Raw genomic sequence first — 19,320 nt, 5'->3', positions numbered from 1 at the left:
TAAATTATTTATTTCCCTTTTTCTAAATTAAATACTGTTACAATATTTTGAAATTCATTGATTTCATTGTATATTCGAGCTAAAAATTCAGATCCCATTGTCGCATAATAAAATGAAAAATTATAGACCCTTTCCTGCCAACTACCTTCAGGAAATAATTCTTCATATAATTTTTCAAAATTGTACACAATTTCTTTATGTTTTAATCTATTTGCTTTATAAAAACGTTTGTTTATTTTTTCCAACCCATTGAGTTGCTTTTTCTTTTGAGCCATAATCATATTTTCCCAACTAGGATCTGTATTAGCAGATTCTTTGAATAAATCATCGAAAATTTCTTTTAAACGTCTTTCGTACTTTGTAAAATCAAATATATAAGATGAATTTTGAGTTACTAGGGTATTAATTGTTTGTTCTTTTGGAAGAAATAAATGATTGATATTCAAAGAAAGTCTTTTCATTCTTTTTTCTTGATTGTCATTAATCAATAAAAAAGAATTTCTTGGCACCAATATAGGAAAAGGAATTTTTTGTTCAGAAAAATAATCTTTAAGTTCCATCCAATATGCAATTTCTGCATTTCCACCAATATAGGCAACGTTAGGCAATATGACTTCCTGATACACCGGTCTCATCAATGCATTGGGACTGAAATTTTCGGGATGTTTATCTATTTCTTCCAGTATTTCAACTTCACTAAAATTTTTACAGCTTCCTAAAATATAATATTTACCATTGGTTTCATCTATACGGTTTCTTTCTTTATTTTTATGATAAAAAAAATTAATTTTTCTTGGATTTACTTGTATTTTATAATGATTCGATTTTAATTTTTCGATTGTTTTTGAAATGATTCGGAAAGATTTTTTTTCCTTGATATCATCTTTAATAAACGGTATAAACAATTTTTTTAAAGACTCTGTATTACCATCTATAAACAATAGACCATATTCTTTAAACAATTCATGAACTAAAATTCGAGTGGCATCTGAAAGATTATCCGCGGTATAATAGGATTTTTCAATAATCTTTCTTAATTCCTTTCCAAAAGGATAATATTTCAATTCTTCATAAAAATCGGATAGGACAGTTTTTAATCCACCGGTTGAAATTTCACCTACATAATCATGATGTTTCTCATTCCAACTTATAAATTCCCTATTAAAATTAAAATGATTTATTTCCTCAAAATCATGATCTTCCGTAGCCATCCAGAAAATTGGAATAAATTTAAATTCCTCTTGTCTTTTATTCATCGTATCACATAATTTTATTACCTGTAAAATTTTATAGATGAAATACAATGGACCGGTCATTAAATTTAGTTGATGCCCGGTTGTGATAGTTATTGAATTCGCTAAACTAAGATTTTTTAGATTGATTGTTTGCTTTTCAGACAATTGTAAATTTTTTAGCTGTCTTTGCAATTCATCAACTAACTTTTCCCTGTGTTTATAATTGGTAATTTTTTCTCTAGCCTGTAGAAGTAAAGATTCAGGCGATAAATTTCTTCCATAAAGAGATGCTGTTTTTTCCTCCTTAGTTACATAATCTTTAATTAATTGAGAAATTCCGGGAATATCGGCAATGTTAATCTGATTTTTCACAATTCAAATTTACAATAAATTTTTTCAGATAAAAACTACACTTTTGTATTTAAATAGTAATGACAAAGATTTAGTTTTTAACCTTATGTACTGTAAATAAAATAATTGTGCCAAATAGTTATAATAACAATAGTAACGTATATTAATTACTAATTTAAAATATTTAATGAAATACAGATTAATTAGTAGAATTAAATCCTATGTTTATGTTGATTTTAAATTAAAGAATCGTATTTACTATTAAAAACTTCATCTCCAATATATTACATTATAAGTTATTATTTCATCTATGTTATAATTATAGTATAGATATTAATAAAATATTCAAAACTCATAAATCTACTCTATTATTTAATTTTATTAGCTTTTATAGATATATATTTATTGTTTTATGTATTTATTTAAGATATTTTTTAATATTTAATTATTAATAAATAAATAAAATAACTATATTTACTCCATATTTTTTATAAATATTAGTTTTTATTTTTTAACTTAATTAAATTAAAATCCCATGAATCCTTTGGATAAAAAGAATTCGGTGAATCTTAACACTAAAGATTTGACTAAAAATATAGTTGATTCTTCCGGAATTACCGATAAGGTAAATCAAAAAATTAATTCGTTTACAGCTTCTGCTTCCGATCATTCGGATAAGCTTGATTTGCTTAAAAAAAATATAGTTGCCGGTAGTGATAGATCCATTAAACTTGAAGATGCCATTAAACCTCCTGATTGTTTTAGTGTAACTCCTCCGGGTGCTCTGGAAAAGAAAATTAAAGATATGGCTTCTCAATTTTTTGCTAAATATGGAGGGGATTTAGCTTCTCAACTTAAAAATTCTCATATTGTTTATGCAGCTATTTCTATTGATGGTAACGAAGTATTACGAGACAGTCATTTTACTCTTACGCTAAACCAAAAAATGGCGGACCATGACCATTTTGAAATTTCTTGTTATGCGGAAGCATTCGGTGACAGGGATTCTTATCCGATGACCAATTCTCGTGAGCTTTTAGGTAAGAAAATTTCTATTCAACTCAAACAATACGGACAAACCGCTTATATTTTTTCGGGTATTGTTACCGAGCTTTCCAATAAAAAGGTGGATGGCTATAATAAGCTTTTTATCAAGGGCCATGCTCCTACTATTTTATTGGAAAACGGGCTGGATTGTCAAAGTTTTGAAAATCAAAGTTTAGACGCTATTATTCAACAGGCCACTTCAGAATATCAATCGGATTTGCTCAGCTGGGACTTACGTCCTATGTTAAAAGATACTCTACTTTATACGGTACAATATCGTGAATCGGATTGGGAGTTTATTAAACGTTTAGCTACAAGGTATGGGGAATGGCTCTATTATAACGGGCAACAAATTGTCTTTGGAGGAGCGGGAGGTAAAACCGTCGAATTGGTGGAAGAAAAAGATGTCTACAGTTATGAGCTGAAAATGAGATTAGTTCCTCAAAAATTCAGCTATGTTGGTTATGATGCGAAAAGGGCTCAAAACCATACGGTAGACTCTGACAGTATTCCTCCTAAATGGAGTATTGTTAATCCTTTTCAACAACATGCTATCACTGCTTCGGAAAAAATATATACTAAGGTGCCTTTATCCTTATACAATCAATCTTTATTGGAAAAAGGTTCTATTGAGGTAACCCAAGCCGTGGAAAGGCAAAAGCTTAGACGTCAACATGTACTGTTTTTAGAAGCTAAAACCAATAATCCTAATTTAAGATTGGGAGATATTGTAAAGCTTAAAGGCTGGATGCCTAAAAGCGGGCTTTTTAAAGACGGGGAAGTTCCTTTGGAACGATATAAAATTATAGAAATCACGCATTCTCAAGACATTACCGAAGGATATTATAATGAATTGGTGGGCGTACCTATGGACAATATGGTTCCTGAGTATATGGATGAGGATGCTATTCCTATGTGTGAAGAGCAATCGGCTACGGTTACGGATAATAACGATCCGGAAGGAATGTCTCGAATTCGGGTACAGTTTCCTTGGCAAAAGCCTTTTAACGGTACGACTCCCTGGATTCGTTCAATTACCCCGTATGCAGGAAAAGGCAAAGGAATGCATGTAGTGCCTGAGATAGGGGAAGAAGTAATCGTAAGTTTTGAGAACGGAAATGCAGAAAAGCCGGTAAGCTTAGGGGCTATGTTTAATGGAGGAGGTAAATCCGGACACGGGGGAGCAGGTAATTATATGAAAGGTTTGCAAACAGTAAAAGGAAATAAATTATTATTGAATGATAAAGATGGAAGTACTTTATTGACCGATACTCCCGGTTCTGTAAATATGAAATTTGATGGTAGTGGAAATTCTTCCATAGGCGCTTCCTCTACTCAAGTCATTACGGTTGGAGGTTGTAAGGAGGCTTTATTGAAAATGGACAAAGACGGTAATATCAGTCTAGAAGGAAAAACTAATATTACTCTTAAAGTAGGAGAAAATTCAATAACTATTAACGAAGATGGCACTATAACCTTTACTGGAGATAAAATTACAACAACCGCCAATACCTTCTTTAGCGTAAATGGAGGTAATAACGTGGAAATTACCGCTAAAAACAACCATATTGAAGGTATCACCAAAATAGACGGAGGAGATGTATTTATCAATTAAAAACATAAAGTATGGGAAATAAAATAATAACCGAAGAAGACTTTTGGGTATGTACATTAGGTGCCATGCCGGTTCCTTTACAAGGAAGCAGAGAAAGTTTGCACAACCTAGATGATAAAAAATATATAACTAAAGAAGATACCTGCACGCTAAGTTGGGGTGATTTCAAGTGTAAAAAATATATGCTACTTTCCGCAATATTAGTTGCAGTCGGAGTTGTTACCTTTGTTGCAGTAAGTATAGCAACAGTTGCCACCGGCGGAGTAGCGTTAATTGCAATGGGAGCCGTAGCCGGCATGGTAGGTGGTTGGATAGGTGCAGTTGCAGGCACTTTACTCTGCGGACAAAAAATGGGCCATGCCAGAAAGTGGTTAAATAGTAAATCCAATTTAAAATTGCAAGGCATAGAAGTCATAACCGGCAGCTGTGAAATGCAATGTAAAGCCGGAGGCATCATACGATATGCACCCAACATTAAAAACTGGACAGATGCATTAAATTACGCCGACTTAAGTTATACCAATGAAATGATGATGTGCACGTTTGCAGGCGCAGGCATAGGGATGTTAGGATCACTTGTAGGCGTAGGCGCAAAAGCTAACGTAGGCGGATTAACAGGTACAGGAGTAAATTTTGCAGGTAGAGCCATGACATTAGCCAAACCCACCATAACAAGCGTATTAAAAAATATAAGCATGTCGTTTGGTCCGATAGGAGGCATGGCAAGAATCATAATGGGAGCAGAAAATGCACAATATACCCATAGTACCGATGGAATAAATAAAGCCGGACATGAATCCACGCCCGAAGACTCATTTCTACAAGGTGCACTGCCCGAATATGACCTTTACCTAAGAGTAAAACAAAACGGGTTGAGCGGATTGCAATGGACGGATACCCTATTTCTATTATATTTATTAAATTTAAAAGTAGACCCTAAAGGAATATACAGAGACCTGAATGGTGTAGTAAGATACCAACGCAACAACCCTTGGAATAAAAGAGCGGGTAGTTTAGCCGCTGAAGAATTAAATCCCAGGGCCATCCCCAAAGCCAGAAACGGTAAACCCTATGAAAATCACCGCCCGTCTCATAAAAAAAGTATAATTGAACAAGTATTTGAAGCAAATAAAAGTGCTGACGGAAAAGTATTCGATCCAGCCCCCGACGGAAAGGAAATATCATGGAGTCCGGGCGAGCCTCGCAACTGGCACATGGGACATAAACCCGGTTATGAGTATAGGCATTTACTCAAAGCGTATAACGAAGGAAGAATAACCAGAGAACAATTTTTAGAATATTATAATGACCCGCAATATTATAGACCGGAAACACCAGCCACCAGCCATTCGCATGAGCATGAGTCAAACACTTCTATATATGATTTTGATGAATAATTTTCAATATTATTTCTTATCTTACGTTATAATAAATACACTTAAAAAATTAAAATAATTAATTATGGAAGACAAATTAAATAAACTTGCTTTTAGAAATAATTGCGAGAAATTAGAGGAAGAATTAAGTAAATGCACAGTATCACAGATTAATGAACCGGAGAAAGGGTTACTATTTACTCCAATCTTTTTTTCTGTTTTAGGAGGTGCAGTTGAAACCGCAAAACTGCTTATAAAATATGGGGCAAATGTAAATGCGTTAGATGTTTATGGCAGGCCGCCGCTTTATTACATCGGAGACCCAAGCCCCGTACCGAGCGCAACAGCGGAAAACCGCTTACAGGTCGCAAAACTACTGCTGGATAACGGAGCAGATGTCAATATCACTGACGTAGACGGCGCACAACCTTTATGGCGCATTGTATATAATGCACTAGGTAAAGGAAAAGAAAATGAACTGCCGATTGTTAAATTATTACTTGAATATGGTGCAGACCCTGATTTTAAAACTAAACCAGGTGGAAGCCCCTTAGACTTTGCAAAAAAAGTTGGTTACAAACCCATAATAGAATTACTAGAAAGCCACAAAAAATAAAAAAAGAAAAATGACAAATCAAGAAATAGCAATAAAATGCCCATTTCAAGAACAGTATCGTTTAATAATAAATATGGAAAGTCTATTAGTAGACTCATTTTTAGAATCAACAATCGAAATACGGTACGATTTTCATATTTTAAAGATAACAGAATCATTTTTTGAATGCAGATTGATACAACTTGACCGCTCATTAAGTAAAGCGAGCAACCCATTAGTAAAAGAGATTGCGGATGTTACTACTGCTTTCAATCAAATGTTTAAAGAATTACATTTCAAAATAACCACAAAAGGTGAAGTAATAGAGGTAATAAACTTACCTATAATTTTAGAAAAATGGTCAAGAGTAAAACAAGATATGCTTTCTGCGACTTCACAAAATGAAGATGTTAAAAAATTAATATCCTTAAATGATTCTATTTTCACTAATTCAACAAAAATCATTCAGGCTATACAAGCTAATGAATTTTTATCTTTTTATTTTAATCATATTTATGGAAATAAATTACCATTTGAAAATAAAAGCATAAAACCCAATTTCTTTAACACGGCTTATATAGAATGGGTTACATCAGCAAAAATATCCGAAAAATCCACTTCAAATTCTATTTTTTTAGATTTAAAATCAGAACCCATATATATGTTACCTGCCGATTTTTATAAAAAAGCATATGCTTCATTTGCTGAAAAGATCGATATATCTAAACTTTTTACAAAAATAAATGAAAAAGGTAAATATCAAATTGATACCCAAACAGGTAAATTAATTAGAGCAGAAATAAACAGAATTGAAAGAGCCGATCAGAGTCTATATACCAAACTTACCTATTCTTTAATAACAGAATCATTATACCAAGAACAATTACAAACATCTCCCAAAAGATACAAAACCTTGTCGGGTATTAATGAAAAAAATAATTCCGAAAAACTATAAAAAAATATATATAAGATATACATAAGCAAAAAATACAACAAATAACAATGTAAAATCAAAAGAAGAACTATGGACAGCCTATTGCTAAAATCTTAATTTTAGACTTTACGGCATAGACATTGAAAAAAGAGAAAAACAAAAAAGGTGGGGGTATTTATTAGGCGAAATAGGTTCACGTGATCACTTAATAAACAACAAATTTCAAAAGACAATGGATACAATCTAAAACGCATAGGCGATAATGCCCCCTACAGGATTAGATGATAAATAAAGAAAAAGTATTGACGAAACTTAAGATAACACCACCCCACAGCCTAAATACGTAATTGATAAAGCAAATTTGGTTATTCTAACCTAAATTCTTAAACAAAAGACGGGCTTCAAATGTTAGGTTGGGGATAAGGAAATAAATGGAATATCAGACTACTTCGCCGATATAAATGATAAGAACCTAATAATAGAAGCCTACTATGTAAAATATTAATCTAAATTATAACTAAATCTAAATAGTTTAATTGAAAATAAACAAATTACCATTACATAACAACAAAAAATTCTTTCACAGGCTAAAAAGTATTCAATTGCTTTTGATAAGGTTGTTTATTATATAAATAGCCGAAATTTTACAATACTATACTCAAAAATATTCCAAAAAATCAAGATTTGATAATGTAAAATTTAAGATAATAGTATTAATGAATATAAGTAATAGACATATTCAAAAACAATAAAAGTAGTGGAAAGCGAATACCTTATATATTGCAGACAATGGAGATGAATTTTTCCAAAAATGAAAAGTAGCTAAGAAACAATCATTATTTGATAAAGTTAATTCTATGTTTGAAATAGCTCAAAGCGGAGGGTAATGTCGGAAAAAATAGACTACTAGTAAATTATTTTACGGATAATTCCATTCAAATGATCACAATTAATTTAAATTTTAAGAAACATCATGAAAGATAAAATCTAACTATTCATAATCCCTTTGTTGAATTAAATAAATTCACACATTATTAAACATTTATTAATTAAGCATTAATATATATTGATAAAAAATAATAAATATAAATTTTTAAATATATATATTTATATTTCAATTAATATGCTTATATTTATAAAAATATAAAAATTATGGAAGATTCTGATTATACATTGGAGAGAAAAATTAAAATTGGTAAAGAAGAATATACTTGTACTTTTGACTTTGATTTTAGAAGTAATCACTTATTTAAAGATGCAACTAAGGATAAAAATTATTTTGATGATCATTACAGCAATAATTCCGAAACCAACCATACGCTTTTAAATTTATTTGAATTAACTAAAGCATTTGAAAGTGGAAAAATTACCTTTATACCAAACGTTTATAAAGATAAAAGATTTTCAATTAATATACCTAATTCACATGATTTTATATATACCTATCGCAGGTCTTTAAATGGAAATGAATCCAGTATATGCGCCCGTAACTGTAGCGGAATTAAATTAGAAGGAACGTATGTTACCGATAAAAAATTGAAATTTTCTCGTTTAGGAAGTATTATTTTATAAAATAAATCTTATTTTTTATCTTAAATTTTATTTTTTTTATTTCTAAAGCAATAATTCATTTCATAAAAATTACTTGTTTAGGAAGCTATTTCTTTAGCCTTAATCATCCTAAAATTACCGGATATATCTTGTTTTAATTCTACGTAATTAAAGTATTCCAAAAACAGTTGTCTGGTTTTTTCTCCTAAATCTTGATTAATTTCAACATATACTCTTCCTTGTGGTTTCATGTTTTTTAGTGAAAAATCTATTATACTCCTGTAAAAAACCAATGGATCATCGTCCGGTACAAACAAGGCCTTGGATGGTTCATGATTGACTACCCTACTTTCCATATCTTCTTTTTCATATTCTCTGATATAAGGAGGATTGGATACAATAATATCATACTTTTCAGTATTCTTTATTAGGTGCCCCGTATTAAGTAAATCAGCCTGTATAAAATCTACCTGAACTTGATTACTTTCTGCATTTTTTTTGGCCAAATATATAGCCTTTTCGTCAATTTCAAGAGCAGATACTTTTGCTTTTAAGTTTTTAGCTAATGCAATAGCAATACATCCACTTCCGGAACATAAATCGATGATATTCAATTCCTCATTTTTATTTTCAAAGTCATTACAAATCCAAGATACCAATTCTTCTGTTTCCGGTCTGGGAATCAAAACATGGGGATTTACAGAAATTTTACAGCCGTAAAATTCCGTATAACCTACCACATATTGGTAAGGCATACCGCTAATTAAATGAAATAAGGCTGTTTGAAAAAGTGTAGGTTTTATTTGAGAATCTTCTTGCATTTCATCCAATCCTAATTTTAAGGTAATTTTATCTTTATGCAAATAAGTTTCTGCCAACGCATAAAAAATAATATCTATTTCTTTAAGAGTATATTGCGAAGAAAGATTTTTAATAAACTCGTTTCTAATTTCTGCTAATGATTTCATGCTAAATGCATTTAGGTTTTAATTTTTTTATAAAAAACCGGAATAATAAAAAATTACTATTCCGGCTCAATGTTCTAATATTTTTTAGAGGTTATTCATCCTCTTGATCAACCAATATCCAACTTCCCTCCTCTATAAGACTTTGCGCTTGTTTAAATTTCAAAGATTTAACTTCTCCGGTTCTCAAATTACGCACATGTACCATTTCATTTCTTCCGATCTTGTTTACACGTAATGGTTCGGAAACCGGCTTTTCTTGAGTCTGTTTTTCATCATTTTCAACAAATTCTCTGCTCTCAACCACTTTTTGTTTTACTTCATGAGCTTGTTCTATTTTTGATTCTTCAGGTTCAGATGGTAAACCTCCTTTGAACAAGAAAGAGATAATTTCTTTATTGGTTTTATCTAACATATCCCTAAATAAAGCAAAGGATTCTTGTTTATAAATAACCAACGGATCTTTTTGTTCGTAAACGGCTGATTGTACAGACTTTCTTAATTCATCCATCTCTCTTAAATGTTCTTTCCAATTTTCGTCTATTAATGCTAAAGTAATTCCTTTTTCAAAGTCTTTTAATAAAGCTTTTCCTTCAGAGTTATAAGCATCTTCTAAATTGGTGGTTACATTTAATACTTTTGTGCCGTCAGTAAAAGGAACGGAAATATTTTTAAATGTGTTTCCTCTTGCTAAAAAGACGTTAGATATGATAGGATACAACTGTTGTGCCGTATTTTCTAATTTTTCTTTATAATAAGCTTCTGCTTGTTCAAAAACTTTATCAACAAGTTCTTTTTCAGATAATCTGTTAAACTCTGCTTCATCTACAGGAGTATCCATAGCAAACACTGTTGCTAACTCAAATTCAAAATTTTTATAGTTTTTATCTTGTTTATTATCTCTTACTAATAAAGCAGCCGTATCATAAATCATGTTAGCGATATCGATACTTAACTTCTCACCAAAAAGAGCATTTTTACGTCTGCTGTAAATTACTTCCCTTTGTTTATTCATTACATCGTCATATTCCAACAATCTTTTACGAATTCCAAAGTTATTTTCTTCAACTTTTTTCTGAGCTCTTTCAATAGAGTTAGTGATCATAGAATGTTGAATTACATCTCCTTCCTTATGCCCTAATCGATCCATCATTTTAGCTATTCGATCAGAACCGAATAAACGCATTAAGTTATCCTCTAGAGAAACATAAAATTGAGAAGACCCCGGATCTCCCTGACGACCGGCACGACCTCTTAACTGTCTGTCTACCCGTCTAGAATCATGTCTTTCCGTACCAATAATAGCTAACCCTCCTGCGGCTTTAACTTCATCCGTTAACTTAATGTCGGTACCCCTTCCTGCCATATTGGTAGCAATAGTTACTACTCCCGGATTTCCCGCTTCTGCAACAATGTCTGCTTCTTTTTTATGTAATTTTGCATTCAATACATTATGCGGTATTTTTCTTAATTTTAAAGCTTTGCTTAATAATTCGGAAATTTCTACAGAAGTAGTTCCCACTAATACCGGTCTTTTATCTTCTTGAGATAAACGTATCACCTCATTTAAAACGGCATTGAATTTTTCTCTGTTGGTTTTATAAACTAAATCTTGTTGGTCGTTTCTAATTACAGGTTTATTGGTAGGAATAACCACTACATCTAATTTATATATTTCCCAAAATTCTCCGGCTTCCGTTTCGGCAGTACCGGTCATACCTGCCAATTTATTATACATTCTAAAGTAATTCTGTAAAGTAATTGTAGCAAATGTTTGTGTTGCTGCTTCCACTTTTACATTTTCTTTAGCTTCTAAAGCTTGATGCAATCCATCAGAATAACGACGCCCTTCCATAATACGTCCGGTCTGTTCGTCAACAATTTTAACTTGTCCGTCAATTACAACATATTCTACATCTTTCTCAAACAAAGTATATGCCTTGAGCAATTGACTTAAAGAATGAATACGTTCGGATTTGATAGCAAAGTATCGTAAGAATTCTTCTTTTTCTTTATGTTCTTCTTCTTTGGATAAGTTTTTATTTTCAATATCGGCAAATACAGTTCCTAAATCTTCTAATACAAAAAAGTTAGGATCGGAATTTCCTTTTGACAAAAATTCAATTCCTTTATCGGTAAGTTCCACCTGATTATTTTTTTCATCAATTGAAAAATATAAATCTTTATCTGCCTCTGGCATCATTCGGTTATTATCCGATATAAAATAAGCTTCAGCTTTTAACAAAATAGCTTTGTTCCCTTCTTCTGAAAGGTATTTAATTAAAAGCTTATGTTTAGGTAATCCTCTATATACTTGATATAATTTATAACCTCCTTCTTTTTTATCTCCTGAAGCTATTAATTGTTTTGCTTCCTGAAATAATTTTAAAATTTCATTTTTTTGAGCCGTAAAAATGGTTTCAACAACCGGTTTTAATTCCTGATATTCTTGTTTATCTCCTTGAGGTACCGGACCGGATATAATCAATGGCGTACGTGCATCATCTACTAGAACGGAATCTACCTCATCGACAATGGCATAATTAAGTTCTCTTTGAACTAAGTCGTTTGGAGAATTTGCCATATTGTCACGTAAATAATCGAATCCAAATTCATTATTAGTTCCGTAAGTAATATCAGCAAGATAAGCTTGTCTTCGAGATTCCGAATTGGGTTGATGGTTATCAATACAATCTACTTTTAATCCATGAAATTCAAACAAAGGTGCCATCCATGCGGAGTCCCGTTTTGCTAAATAGTCATTAACAGTTACTACATGAACTCCACGTCCCGGTAGAGCATTCAAATACATAGGAAGCGTTCCTACTAAGGTTTTTCCCTCTCCGGTAGCCATTTCAGCAATTTTTCCTTGATGTAATACTGTTCCCCCTATATATTGAACATCATAATGAATCATGTCCCATTTTACTTCTTTACCCGCCGCATTCCAATAATTTCTCCATAGTGCTTTATCTCCTTCAATGGTAACATAATCTTTAGTTAAAGCCAATGTTTTATCAAACTCGGTGGCTGTAACAGTTATAGTGTTATTTTCAGCAAATCGTCTAGCTGTTTCTTTAATTAAAGCATACGCTTGTGGAAGTATTTCTTCCAATATTCTTTCTTCTACATCGTAAGATTCCTTCTCAAATTTCTCAATCTCGCTGTATAATAGTTCTTTTTCGTCAATATTATCAACATTTTGAGTTTGTCCTTTTAATTCTGCAATTTTATTTTTAAGATCAAAAGTTGCTTGAGATATTTTTTCTTTAAACTCAATGGTTTTAAATCTTAGATCATCAAAAGATAAAGAAGAAATACTTTCTTCTTCCTTTTTAATTTTGTCCAGATATTTATTTAATTGTGCAAGATCTTTTTTATGTTTATCCCCAATAAATAATTTGAGGACTGAATTTAATATATTCATTATATGTAATTAATTTGTACGTACAAATGTACTAAAAAAAAGCTTTTTTAGTATGAACTATGAAAAGTAAAGCCCTAAACGAGCTAGGGCTTATAAATTAGTATTCATCTTCGTTCCAGAGGAAATCATCATCAGTCGGATAATCCGCCCATATTTCTTCAATGCTATCGTAAATCTCGCCCTCATCTTCAATTGCCTGTAGATTTTCAACTACTTCCAAAGGGGCGCCGGTTCTTATAGCATAATCAATTAATTCATCTTTTGTGGCGGGCCACGGCGCATCACTTAAATAAGACGCTAATTCTAAGGTCCAATACATAAGGTAAAATTTATATTATGATTAATTTTTCCTTCCACACATCAAACTTCAAGCCAAATTTTTTAATCCCATTTTTTATTTCTATTTAATACAAATAGTTTCAATTTATAATCTAATTATTATAGTATTTGAGATAATTTTTTCACTTAGTTTATTGGATTATTATCGTCAATAATTTTTATTAAGTTGACTATTATATAGGTCAGACAATATATAAAAGTGATAATTATTGTGTTTAAAATATAAATTATTGAACTGTTATAAATAAAAATATTAATATTATTTTTATAAAAAGTGTCCTTTAGTTTAAATAATACATATTTTAAAAATAAATGTTGCAATTTAAAAAAAATAATAGCTGAAAATTTTCTGTCACAAATGTCATATATTATAACTGACAATTTTTCATAGATAAAGCTTAAAGCTGTCGGTATTTTAGATAAAATTTTTTAAAATGGTATGAAATTTAAAATAGTATATTAATAGTTTTAATTTACTTATACTAAAGCCAATTATATTATAATAGTATTAAAAATCAGAAAGTATATAACCATAAAAAAATGGGATTAAACAAAATTAATCCCATGAATATATTTTTTTTATTTTGTTAATCAAAAATATAGGCAAAACCTAAAGCAATTACCGATGTATTCTGCCTTTTATAAAATTTATCATAGATATCAATTAAACCATAATTATAACGAATAAAAAATTCTGATTTTCTATTTATACTATACCCCAAACCAATTCCTACAGAAGCATCAAGATTTTTAGGATTGGATCCATATCGTTTTTTTTCTAATTCTTTATCTTTTTGATAAACAAGTATTCCTATTTGTGGTCCAATTTCGCTAAAAAACTCACTTTCGGATTCTGAAAAATATGCTCTAAAATAAACTGGTATATTTATATAATTTTGAAAAAATTTAGCATTGGTTTTATGACCATACATATCAAACTTATCTTTTTCTCCTTGTAGTGAATATGATATTTCAGGTTGTATATAAAATCTATTATAAACATCTAATGGTATTTGAGCTAAAACACCTATAGATCCTGCATATCTATTATTGGAATTTATATGTATCTCCGAAATACTTGTATTTTGTAAAGTACCTCTAACCCCAAATCTTAGTTGTGAATAAGATAAAATCGGAATTAATAATAATAAAAGAACACTTTTTCTCATAAAATAATTATTGATTTTATTAATTAAGCTAAAAAATCTAAACGAATATTTTGCCAACCGTTTTTCCTATATCTGCAGGAGAGTTGACTACGTGGATACCGCATTCAGCCATAATTTTCATTTTTGATTGTGCTGTATCATTTTCTCCTCCAACAATAGCCCCGGCATGCCCCATAGTTCTTCCTTTAGGAGCAGTAAATCCTGCAATAAATCCGACAATAGGTTTGGTTATATTATTAGATTTATACCATAATGCCGCTTCTACTTCCAGTTGACCTCCTATTTCCCCTATCATAACAATACATTCTGTATCTTTATCTTCAATAAGTAGTTGCAAGGCATCTTTAATAGATGTTCCTACGATAGGATCTCCACCAATTCCAATTGCGGTTGAAATGCCATACCCGGCTTTAACCACTTGGTCAGCAGCTTCATAGGTTAGCGTACCAGATTTAGAAACTATACCGACTTTTCCTTTTTTAAAAATAAAACCGGGCATGATTCCAACTTTTGCTTCTTCCGCTGAAATAATTCCCGGACAATTAGGGCCTATTAATGTGCAATGGTACGATTTGAGATAATTTTTAACTTGAACCATGTCTTCAACGGGAATACCTTCTGTAATGCATATAATCACTTTTATTCCGGCTTGTGCTGCTTCCATTATCGAATCTGAAGCAAACGCAGGGGGAACAAATATGATGGAGGTATTAGCCCCTGTCTGGTCGATGGCTTCCTTAACTGTATTGAAAACAGGTCTATCCAAATGGGTAGTTCCTCCTTTTCCCGGAGTTACTCCTCCAACCACTTGGGTTCCGTATTCAATCATTTGTTCTGCATGAAAAGAACCTTCTTTACCTGTAAATCCTTGAACAATTACTTTGGAATTTTTATCAACCAAAACAGACATATCTATAATTTAAAGATGAATAATTAATTCAATTTTTATTTGGCTAATCTTTTGAGTGTAGCCATTTCTTTTAATTTCTTTTTAGCTTCTTCGGCAGGGTAACCAAAATAAGTTTTTCCTGCTTCCAAATTTTTAGAAACTCCCGATTGTGCCAATATCACAGCTTTTTCTCCCACGGTAAGTGAAGAGGCAAATCCTGCTTGTCCCCATATGCTCACTTCATCTTGAATATTACAACAACCGGCAATACCTACTTGAGATGCTATTAAACATTTTCTTCCAATAACGGTATCATGTCCCACTTGTATGAGATTATCCAATTTTGAACCTTCACCGATTATGGTAGAAGCCGTAACTCCTCGGTCGATAGTACAATTCGAACCAATTTCAACATTATCTTCTATTATAACATTACCTACAGATTTCAATCGATCATAATAACTTCCGCGGTTTTTATAATAAAAGCCATCACCTCCAAGTACCGTTCCTGATTGTATAACGACATTATTACCTATTTCAGTATAATCATGTATGGTAACATTTGGAAAAATTACACAATCATTGCCAATTTTTACATGTTTACCAATGTAAACTCCCGGTTGTATAACGGTGTTTGTACCAATTTGAACATCATCGGAAATTAACTTATTTTGAGGCGTAAATTTTACAAAATAATCATTGATTTTATTAAAATCTCTAAAAGGATCATCAGATAAAAGGAGTGCTTTATTTTTCGGACATTCAACCTTTTTATTAATCAAAATTACACTTGCTTCGCTGCGTAATGCTTTGTCATAATATTTGGGATGGTCTACAAAAACTATTTCTCCTTCTTTTACGCGGTGAATTTCGTTAGTTCCATAAATTGGAAAGTCATCTTTTCCAATATATTCACATCCTATAATTGATGCAATGTTTTTTAGTGTAAATGATTTTGGAAATTTCATGATATTAAATAAAAATGATAGGTAAATATACGAATATATTTAATCTTTTCTAATCTTTTACTCTTTCGATATAAGAGCCGTCATCTGTATTAATTTTTATTTTTTCACCGGCCTCAATAAATAGGGGCACTAAAACCTTAGCTCCGGTTTCAATGATTGCATTTTTAAGCGCATTGGTAGCTGTATTTCCTTTAACGCCGGGTTCTGCTTCTATTACTTCCATGATAACACTTGCCGGTAATTCTGCTGACAATGGTGTTTCATCTTCTTCTTTCAGGATAATCATAACCTCCTCTCCTGCTTTCATAAATTGAGCGTTTTCAATCAAATTTTTATCTATATAAATTTGAGAAAAATCGTCGTTGTTCATGAAATGAAAACCATGATCATCATCATATAAATATTGATATTTGCGAGTAATAACTTTTACATCTTCTATTTTACTACCTGCTGAAAAGGTATTATCAACAACTTTTCCTGATGTTAAAGATTTTAATTTAGTTCTTACAAAAGCAGGGCCTTTACCCGGTTTAACATGTAAAAACTCAATTACTTTATAGATGTCATCATTAAAATTGATACAAAGTCCCTTTTTTATATCTCCCATTCCAGCCATATGTATATAATTTAAATTTTTTTACTATTATTTTTATAATCCTTGAGCGTTAAATCCTCTCATTACACCTCTCATACTTGATTGTATAAATTGGATGATTTCATCTCTTTCGGGGGTGGCCTCAAATTCAGCTTCTACTACTGATAAGGCCTGTGTGATATTCAATTTATTTTGAAAAATAACTCGATATATGTTTTGTATTTCCGCAATTTTATCGGAACTGAAACCTCTCCTTCTTAGTCCTACAGAATTAATACCAACATAGGACAATGGATCCCTGGCTACTTTTACAAAAGGGGGAATATCTTTCCTTACAAGTGATCCTCCGGTTACAAATGCATGATTACCGATAGAACAAAATTGATGTACGGCAGTCATTCCTGCCATTACAACGTAATCTCCTACAGTTATGTGTCCTGCCAAGGTGGTATTATTAGAGAATATACAGTTATTCCCAACTTCGCAATCATGGGCGATATGGGAATAAGCCATAATCAGACAATTTTCACCTATAACGGTTTTCATTTTATCTGAAGTTCCTCTACTTATAGTAACGCATTCTCTCAGTACTGTATTATCTCCAATAATCGTTAATGATTTTTCACCTTTATATTTTAAATCTTGAGGTTCAGCTGAAATTACTGCTCCGGGAAATATTTTACAATTTTTTCCAATTCTAGCTCCCTCCATAATAATTACATTAGAGCCTATCCATGTTCCTTCTCCAATTTCAACATCTTTATAAATTGATGAAAAAGGTTCAATAACTACATTCTTTGCAATTTTAGCATCAGAATGCACAAAAGCTAATGGTTGAATCATTTTTCTATTCCTTCTCTTCTTTGGTTTTCGCTACTTGAGCCATCATTTCTGCTTCAACAACCATTTGTCCATTACAGTATCCATATCCTTGCATATGTACAATTCCTCTTCGTATAGGTTCTAATAAGTCAATTTTAAAAATTAAGGTATCTCCAGGTATCACCTTTCTTTTGTGCTTCACATTATCTAATTTAATCAAGTAGGTAGAGTAATTTTGAGGATCATCTACATTTTCCAGCACAAAAATACCTCCTGTTTGAGCCATAGCTTCAATTTGTAAAACTCCCGGCATCACAGGTTCATTAGGAAAGTGACCTACAAAAAATGGTTCATTAATAGTTACGTTTTTAACTCCGATTATATGTTTATCATCAACTTCCATTATTTTATCCACCAATAAAAAAGGAGGACGATGGGGAAGCATTCTCATAATATCTTTTATATCGTATACAGGTTCTTTTTGCAAATCAATTTCCGGTATATTTTTTCTTTTAAATAATTTATATAATTTATTTAATTTTTTTGCGAACTGTGTATTGCAATGGTGTCCGGGCTTGGTAGCTATGATTTTAGCTTTTAATCGAACCCCTACTAAGGTTAAATCACCAATGACATCTAATAATTTATGTCTGGCTGCTTCATTAGGATAGTATAAGGTCACGTTATCTAATATTCCGTTAGGTCTTACACTAACTTCCGGTTGATTAAATACTACTTTAAGTTTATCCAGAGTATCCGGAGAAAGTTCTTTATCTACATAAACAATGGCATTATTTATGTCTCCGCCCTTTATTAATCCAGAATCTAATAAAGTTTCCAGTTCATGAAGAAAACTGAAGGTCCTGGCATTGGCGAAATCAGATTTAAAATCTTGAATACTTTTCATAGTAGCATTTTGTGTTCCCAATACTTTCGTACCAAAATCAACCATAGTTGCTACTTCATAATGATCGGAAGGTATTGCAGTAATCTCTGAGCCTGTTTCCGGATCTGTGTAAGAAATTATTTCTTTTATTGTGAAGTATTCTCTGTTTGCTTCTTGTTCAACTACACCAGCTTTTTCAATAGCTTCTACAAAAAATTTAGATGAGCCATCCATAATAGGAGGTTCTGAACTATCCATCTCAATGTATGCATTGTCTAAATCCATTCCGGTTAATGCAGCTAATACATGTTCACAAGTATGTATTTTTACTCCTTTTTTTTCTAAAACGGTACCTCTTTCAGTAGAAGTCACATAGGTTGCATCAGCTTCAATAGTAGGTTGCCCTTCCAAATCCACCCTAACAAAAATAAATCCTGTGTTTACAGGTGCAGGTTTAATTGTCATGACAACTTCTTTACCTGTATGCAAACCTTTTCCTTTTAATGTAAACTCCTGTTTAAGTGTCTTTTGCTTATCTGACATTTTATATAAATTA

The 19,320-nt window shown here is 31.5% G+C and carries 15 protein-coding genes; 5 read left to right on the top strand and 10 right to left on the bottom strand.

Features of this window, described 5'->3' with window-relative positions; genetic code table 11:
- Positions 1-8: 8 nt before the first annotated feature.
- On the bottom strand, positions 9-1,607 hold the full coding sequence (bshC, locus tag GFV01_RS03965) for a bacillithiol biosynthesis cysteine-adding enzyme BshC (RefSeq protein ID WP_160564992.1): 1,599 nt from the start codon (positions 1,605-1,607) through the stop codon (positions 9-11).
- Between the two features lie 514 nt (positions 1,608-2,121).
- On the opposite strand from bshC, the gene GFV01_RS03960 reads away from it, so the two are divergent.
- The 5 genes from GFV01_RS03960 (at position 2,122) to GFV01_RS03940 (ending at position 8,725) form a co-directional block, all read left to right on the top strand.
- Positions 2,122-4,248, top strand: coding sequence for a type VI secretion system Vgr family protein (locus GFV01_RS03960; RefSeq protein WP_160564990.1), 2,127 nt, complete (start codon positions 2,122-2,124; stop codon positions 4,246-4,248).
- Positions 4,249-4,259: 11 nt separating this feature from the next.
- Positions 4,260-5,645: a GH-E family nuclease gene (locus GFV01_RS03955; RefSeq protein WP_160564988.1), complete on the top strand. Its 1,386-nt coding sequence runs from the start codon at positions 4,260-4,262 to the stop codon at positions 5,643-5,645.
- Between the two features lie 64 nt (positions 5,646-5,709).
- Positions 5,710-6,240 carry an ankyrin repeat domain-containing protein gene (locus GFV01_RS03950; protein WP_160564987.1) on the top strand — a complete coding sequence of 177 codons (531 nt, stop codon included), beginning with the start codon at positions 5,710-5,712 and terminating at the stop codon, positions 6,238-6,240.
- Positions 6,241-6,250: 10 nt separating this feature from the next.
- Positions 6,251-7,174 carry a hypothetical protein gene (locus tag GFV01_RS03945; protein ID WP_160564985.1) on the top strand — a complete coding sequence of 308 codons (924 nt, stop codon included), beginning with the start codon at positions 6,251-6,253 and terminating at the stop codon, positions 7,172-7,174.
- Positions 7,175-8,305: 1,131 nt separating this feature from the next.
- Positions 8,306-8,725, top strand: coding sequence for a hypothetical protein (locus GFV01_RS03940; protein ID WP_160564983.1), 420 nt, complete (start codon positions 8,306-8,308; stop codon positions 8,723-8,725).
- Between the two features lie 77 nt (positions 8,726-8,802).
- Here the strand turns inward: GFV01_RS03940 and prmC are convergent, their stop codons facing one another.
- From prmC to GFV01_RS03895, 9 genes are all read right to left on the bottom strand, one after another.
- Positions 8,803-9,672: a peptide chain release factor N(5)-glutamine methyltransferase gene (prmC, locus tag GFV01_RS03935; RefSeq protein ID WP_160564981.1), complete on the bottom strand. Its 870-nt coding sequence runs from the start codon at positions 9,670-9,672 to the stop codon at positions 8,803-8,805.
- A gap of 91 nt (positions 9,673-9,763) precedes the next feature.
- Positions 9,764-13,096 carry a preprotein translocase subunit SecA gene (secA, locus tag GFV01_RS03930; RefSeq protein WP_160564979.1) on the bottom strand — a complete coding sequence of 1,111 codons (3,333 nt, stop codon included), beginning with the start codon at positions 13,094-13,096 and terminating at the stop codon, positions 9,764-9,766.
- Between the two features lie 97 nt (positions 13,097-13,193).
- Positions 13,194-13,415: a DUF2795 domain-containing protein gene (locus GFV01_RS03925; RefSeq protein ID WP_055424695.1), complete on the bottom strand. Its 222-nt coding sequence runs from the start codon at positions 13,413-13,415 to the stop codon at positions 13,194-13,196.
- A gap of 607 nt (positions 13,416-14,022) precedes the next feature.
- Positions 14,023-14,604, bottom strand: coding sequence for a porin family protein (locus GFV01_RS03920; RefSeq protein WP_160556732.1), 582 nt, complete (start codon positions 14,602-14,604; stop codon positions 14,023-14,025).
- A gap of 37 nt (positions 14,605-14,641) precedes the next feature.
- Positions 14,642-15,514, bottom strand: coding sequence for a succinate--CoA ligase subunit alpha (gene sucD, locus GFV01_RS03915; protein WP_160564977.1), 873 nt, complete (start codon positions 15,512-15,514; stop codon positions 14,642-14,644).
- 35 nt (positions 15,515-15,549) lie between these two features.
- Positions 15,550-16,461: a UDP-3-O-(3-hydroxymyristoyl)glucosamine N-acyltransferase gene (locus GFV01_RS03910; protein ID WP_105297764.1), complete on the bottom strand. Its 912-nt coding sequence runs from the start codon at positions 16,459-16,461 to the stop codon at positions 15,550-15,552.
- 49 nt (positions 16,462-16,510) lie between these two features.
- The gene (gene efp / locus GFV01_RS03905) at positions 16,511-17,077 is read right to left on the bottom strand and encodes an elongation factor P (protein WP_105297765.1); all 567 of its coding nucleotides are present in this window, start codon (positions 17,075-17,077) and stop codon (positions 16,511-16,513) included.
- A 33-nt stretch (positions 17,078-17,110) separates the two neighbouring features.
- Positions 17,111-17,899 (bottom strand): acyl-ACP--UDP-N-acetylglucosamine O-acyltransferase, encoded by a 789-nt coding sequence (gene lpxA / locus GFV01_RS03900; RefSeq protein WP_160564975.1) that lies wholly within the window; start codon positions 17,897-17,899, stop codon positions 17,111-17,113.
- A 4-nt stretch (positions 17,900-17,903) separates the two neighbouring features.
- Complete coding sequence (locus tag GFV01_RS03895; protein WP_160564973.1) at positions 17,904-19,307, bottom strand: bifunctional UDP-3-O-[3-hydroxymyristoyl] N-acetylglucosamine deacetylase/3-hydroxyacyl-ACP dehydratase; 1,404 nt, start codon at positions 19,305-19,307, stop codon at positions 17,904-17,906.
- Positions 19,308-19,320: the final 13 nt, after the last annotated feature.

This window comes from Apibacter sp. B2912 (assembly GCF_009827835.1).
Classification (GTDB): Bacteria; Bacteroidota; Bacteroidia; order Flavobacteriales; family Weeksellaceae; genus Apibacter.
This window is presented reverse-complemented; position numbering and strand designations above follow the sequence as displayed.

What these genes read in the sequence shown, in the direction of transcription:
- prmC (WP_160564981.1), bottom strand. Translation starts at nt 9,672, where the DNA reads ATGAAATCATTAGCAGAAATTAGAAACGAGTTTATTAAAAATCTTTCT.
- GFV01_RS03895 (WP_160564973.1), bottom strand. Translation starts at nt 19,307, where the DNA reads ATGTCAGATAAGCAAAAGACACTTAAACAGGAGTTTACATTAAAAGGA.
- sucD (WP_160564977.1), bottom strand. Translation starts at nt 15,514, where the DNA reads ATGTCTGTTTTGGTTGATAAAAATTCCAAAGTAATTGTTCAAGGATTT.
- GFV01_RS03955 (WP_160564988.1), top strand. Translation starts at nt 4,260, where the DNA reads ATGGGAAATAAAATAATAACCGAAGAAGACTTTTGGGTATGTACATTA.
- lpxA (WP_160564975.1), bottom strand. Translation starts at nt 17,899, where the DNA reads ATGATTCAACCATTAGCTTTTGTGCATTCTGATGCTAAAATTGCAAAG.
- GFV01_RS03925 (WP_055424695.1), bottom strand. Translation starts at nt 13,415, where the DNA reads ATGTATTGGACCTTAGAATTAGCGTCTTATTTAAGTGATGCGCCGTGG.
- secA (WP_160564979.1), bottom strand. Translation starts at nt 13,096, where the DNA reads ATGAATATATTAAATTCAGTCCTCAAATTATTTATTGGGGATAAACAT.
- GFV01_RS03920 (WP_160556732.1), bottom strand. Translation starts at nt 14,604, where the DNA reads ATGAGAAAAAGTGTTCTTTTATTATTATTAATTCCGATTTTATCTTAT.
- GFV01_RS03960 (WP_160564990.1), top strand. Translation starts at nt 2,122, where the DNA reads ATGAATCCTTTGGATAAAAAGAATTCGGTGAATCTTAACACTAAAGAT.
- efp (WP_105297765.1), bottom strand. Translation starts at nt 17,077, where the DNA reads ATGGCTGGAATGGGAGATATAAAAAAGGGACTTTGTATCAATTTTAAT.
- GFV01_RS03910 (WP_105297764.1), bottom strand. Translation starts at nt 16,461, where the DNA reads ATGAAATTTCCAAAATCATTTACACTAAAAAACATTGCATCAATTATA.
- GFV01_RS03950 (WP_160564987.1), top strand. Translation starts at nt 5,710, where the DNA reads ATGGAAGACAAATTAAATAAACTTGCTTTTAGAAATAATTGCGAGAAA.
- GFV01_RS03940 (WP_160564983.1), top strand. Translation starts at nt 8,306, where the DNA reads ATGGAAGATTCTGATTATACATTGGAGAGAAAAATTAAAATTGGTAAA.
- GFV01_RS03945 (WP_160564985.1), top strand. Translation starts at nt 6,251, where the DNA reads ATGACAAATCAAGAAATAGCAATAAAATGCCCATTTCAAGAACAGTAT.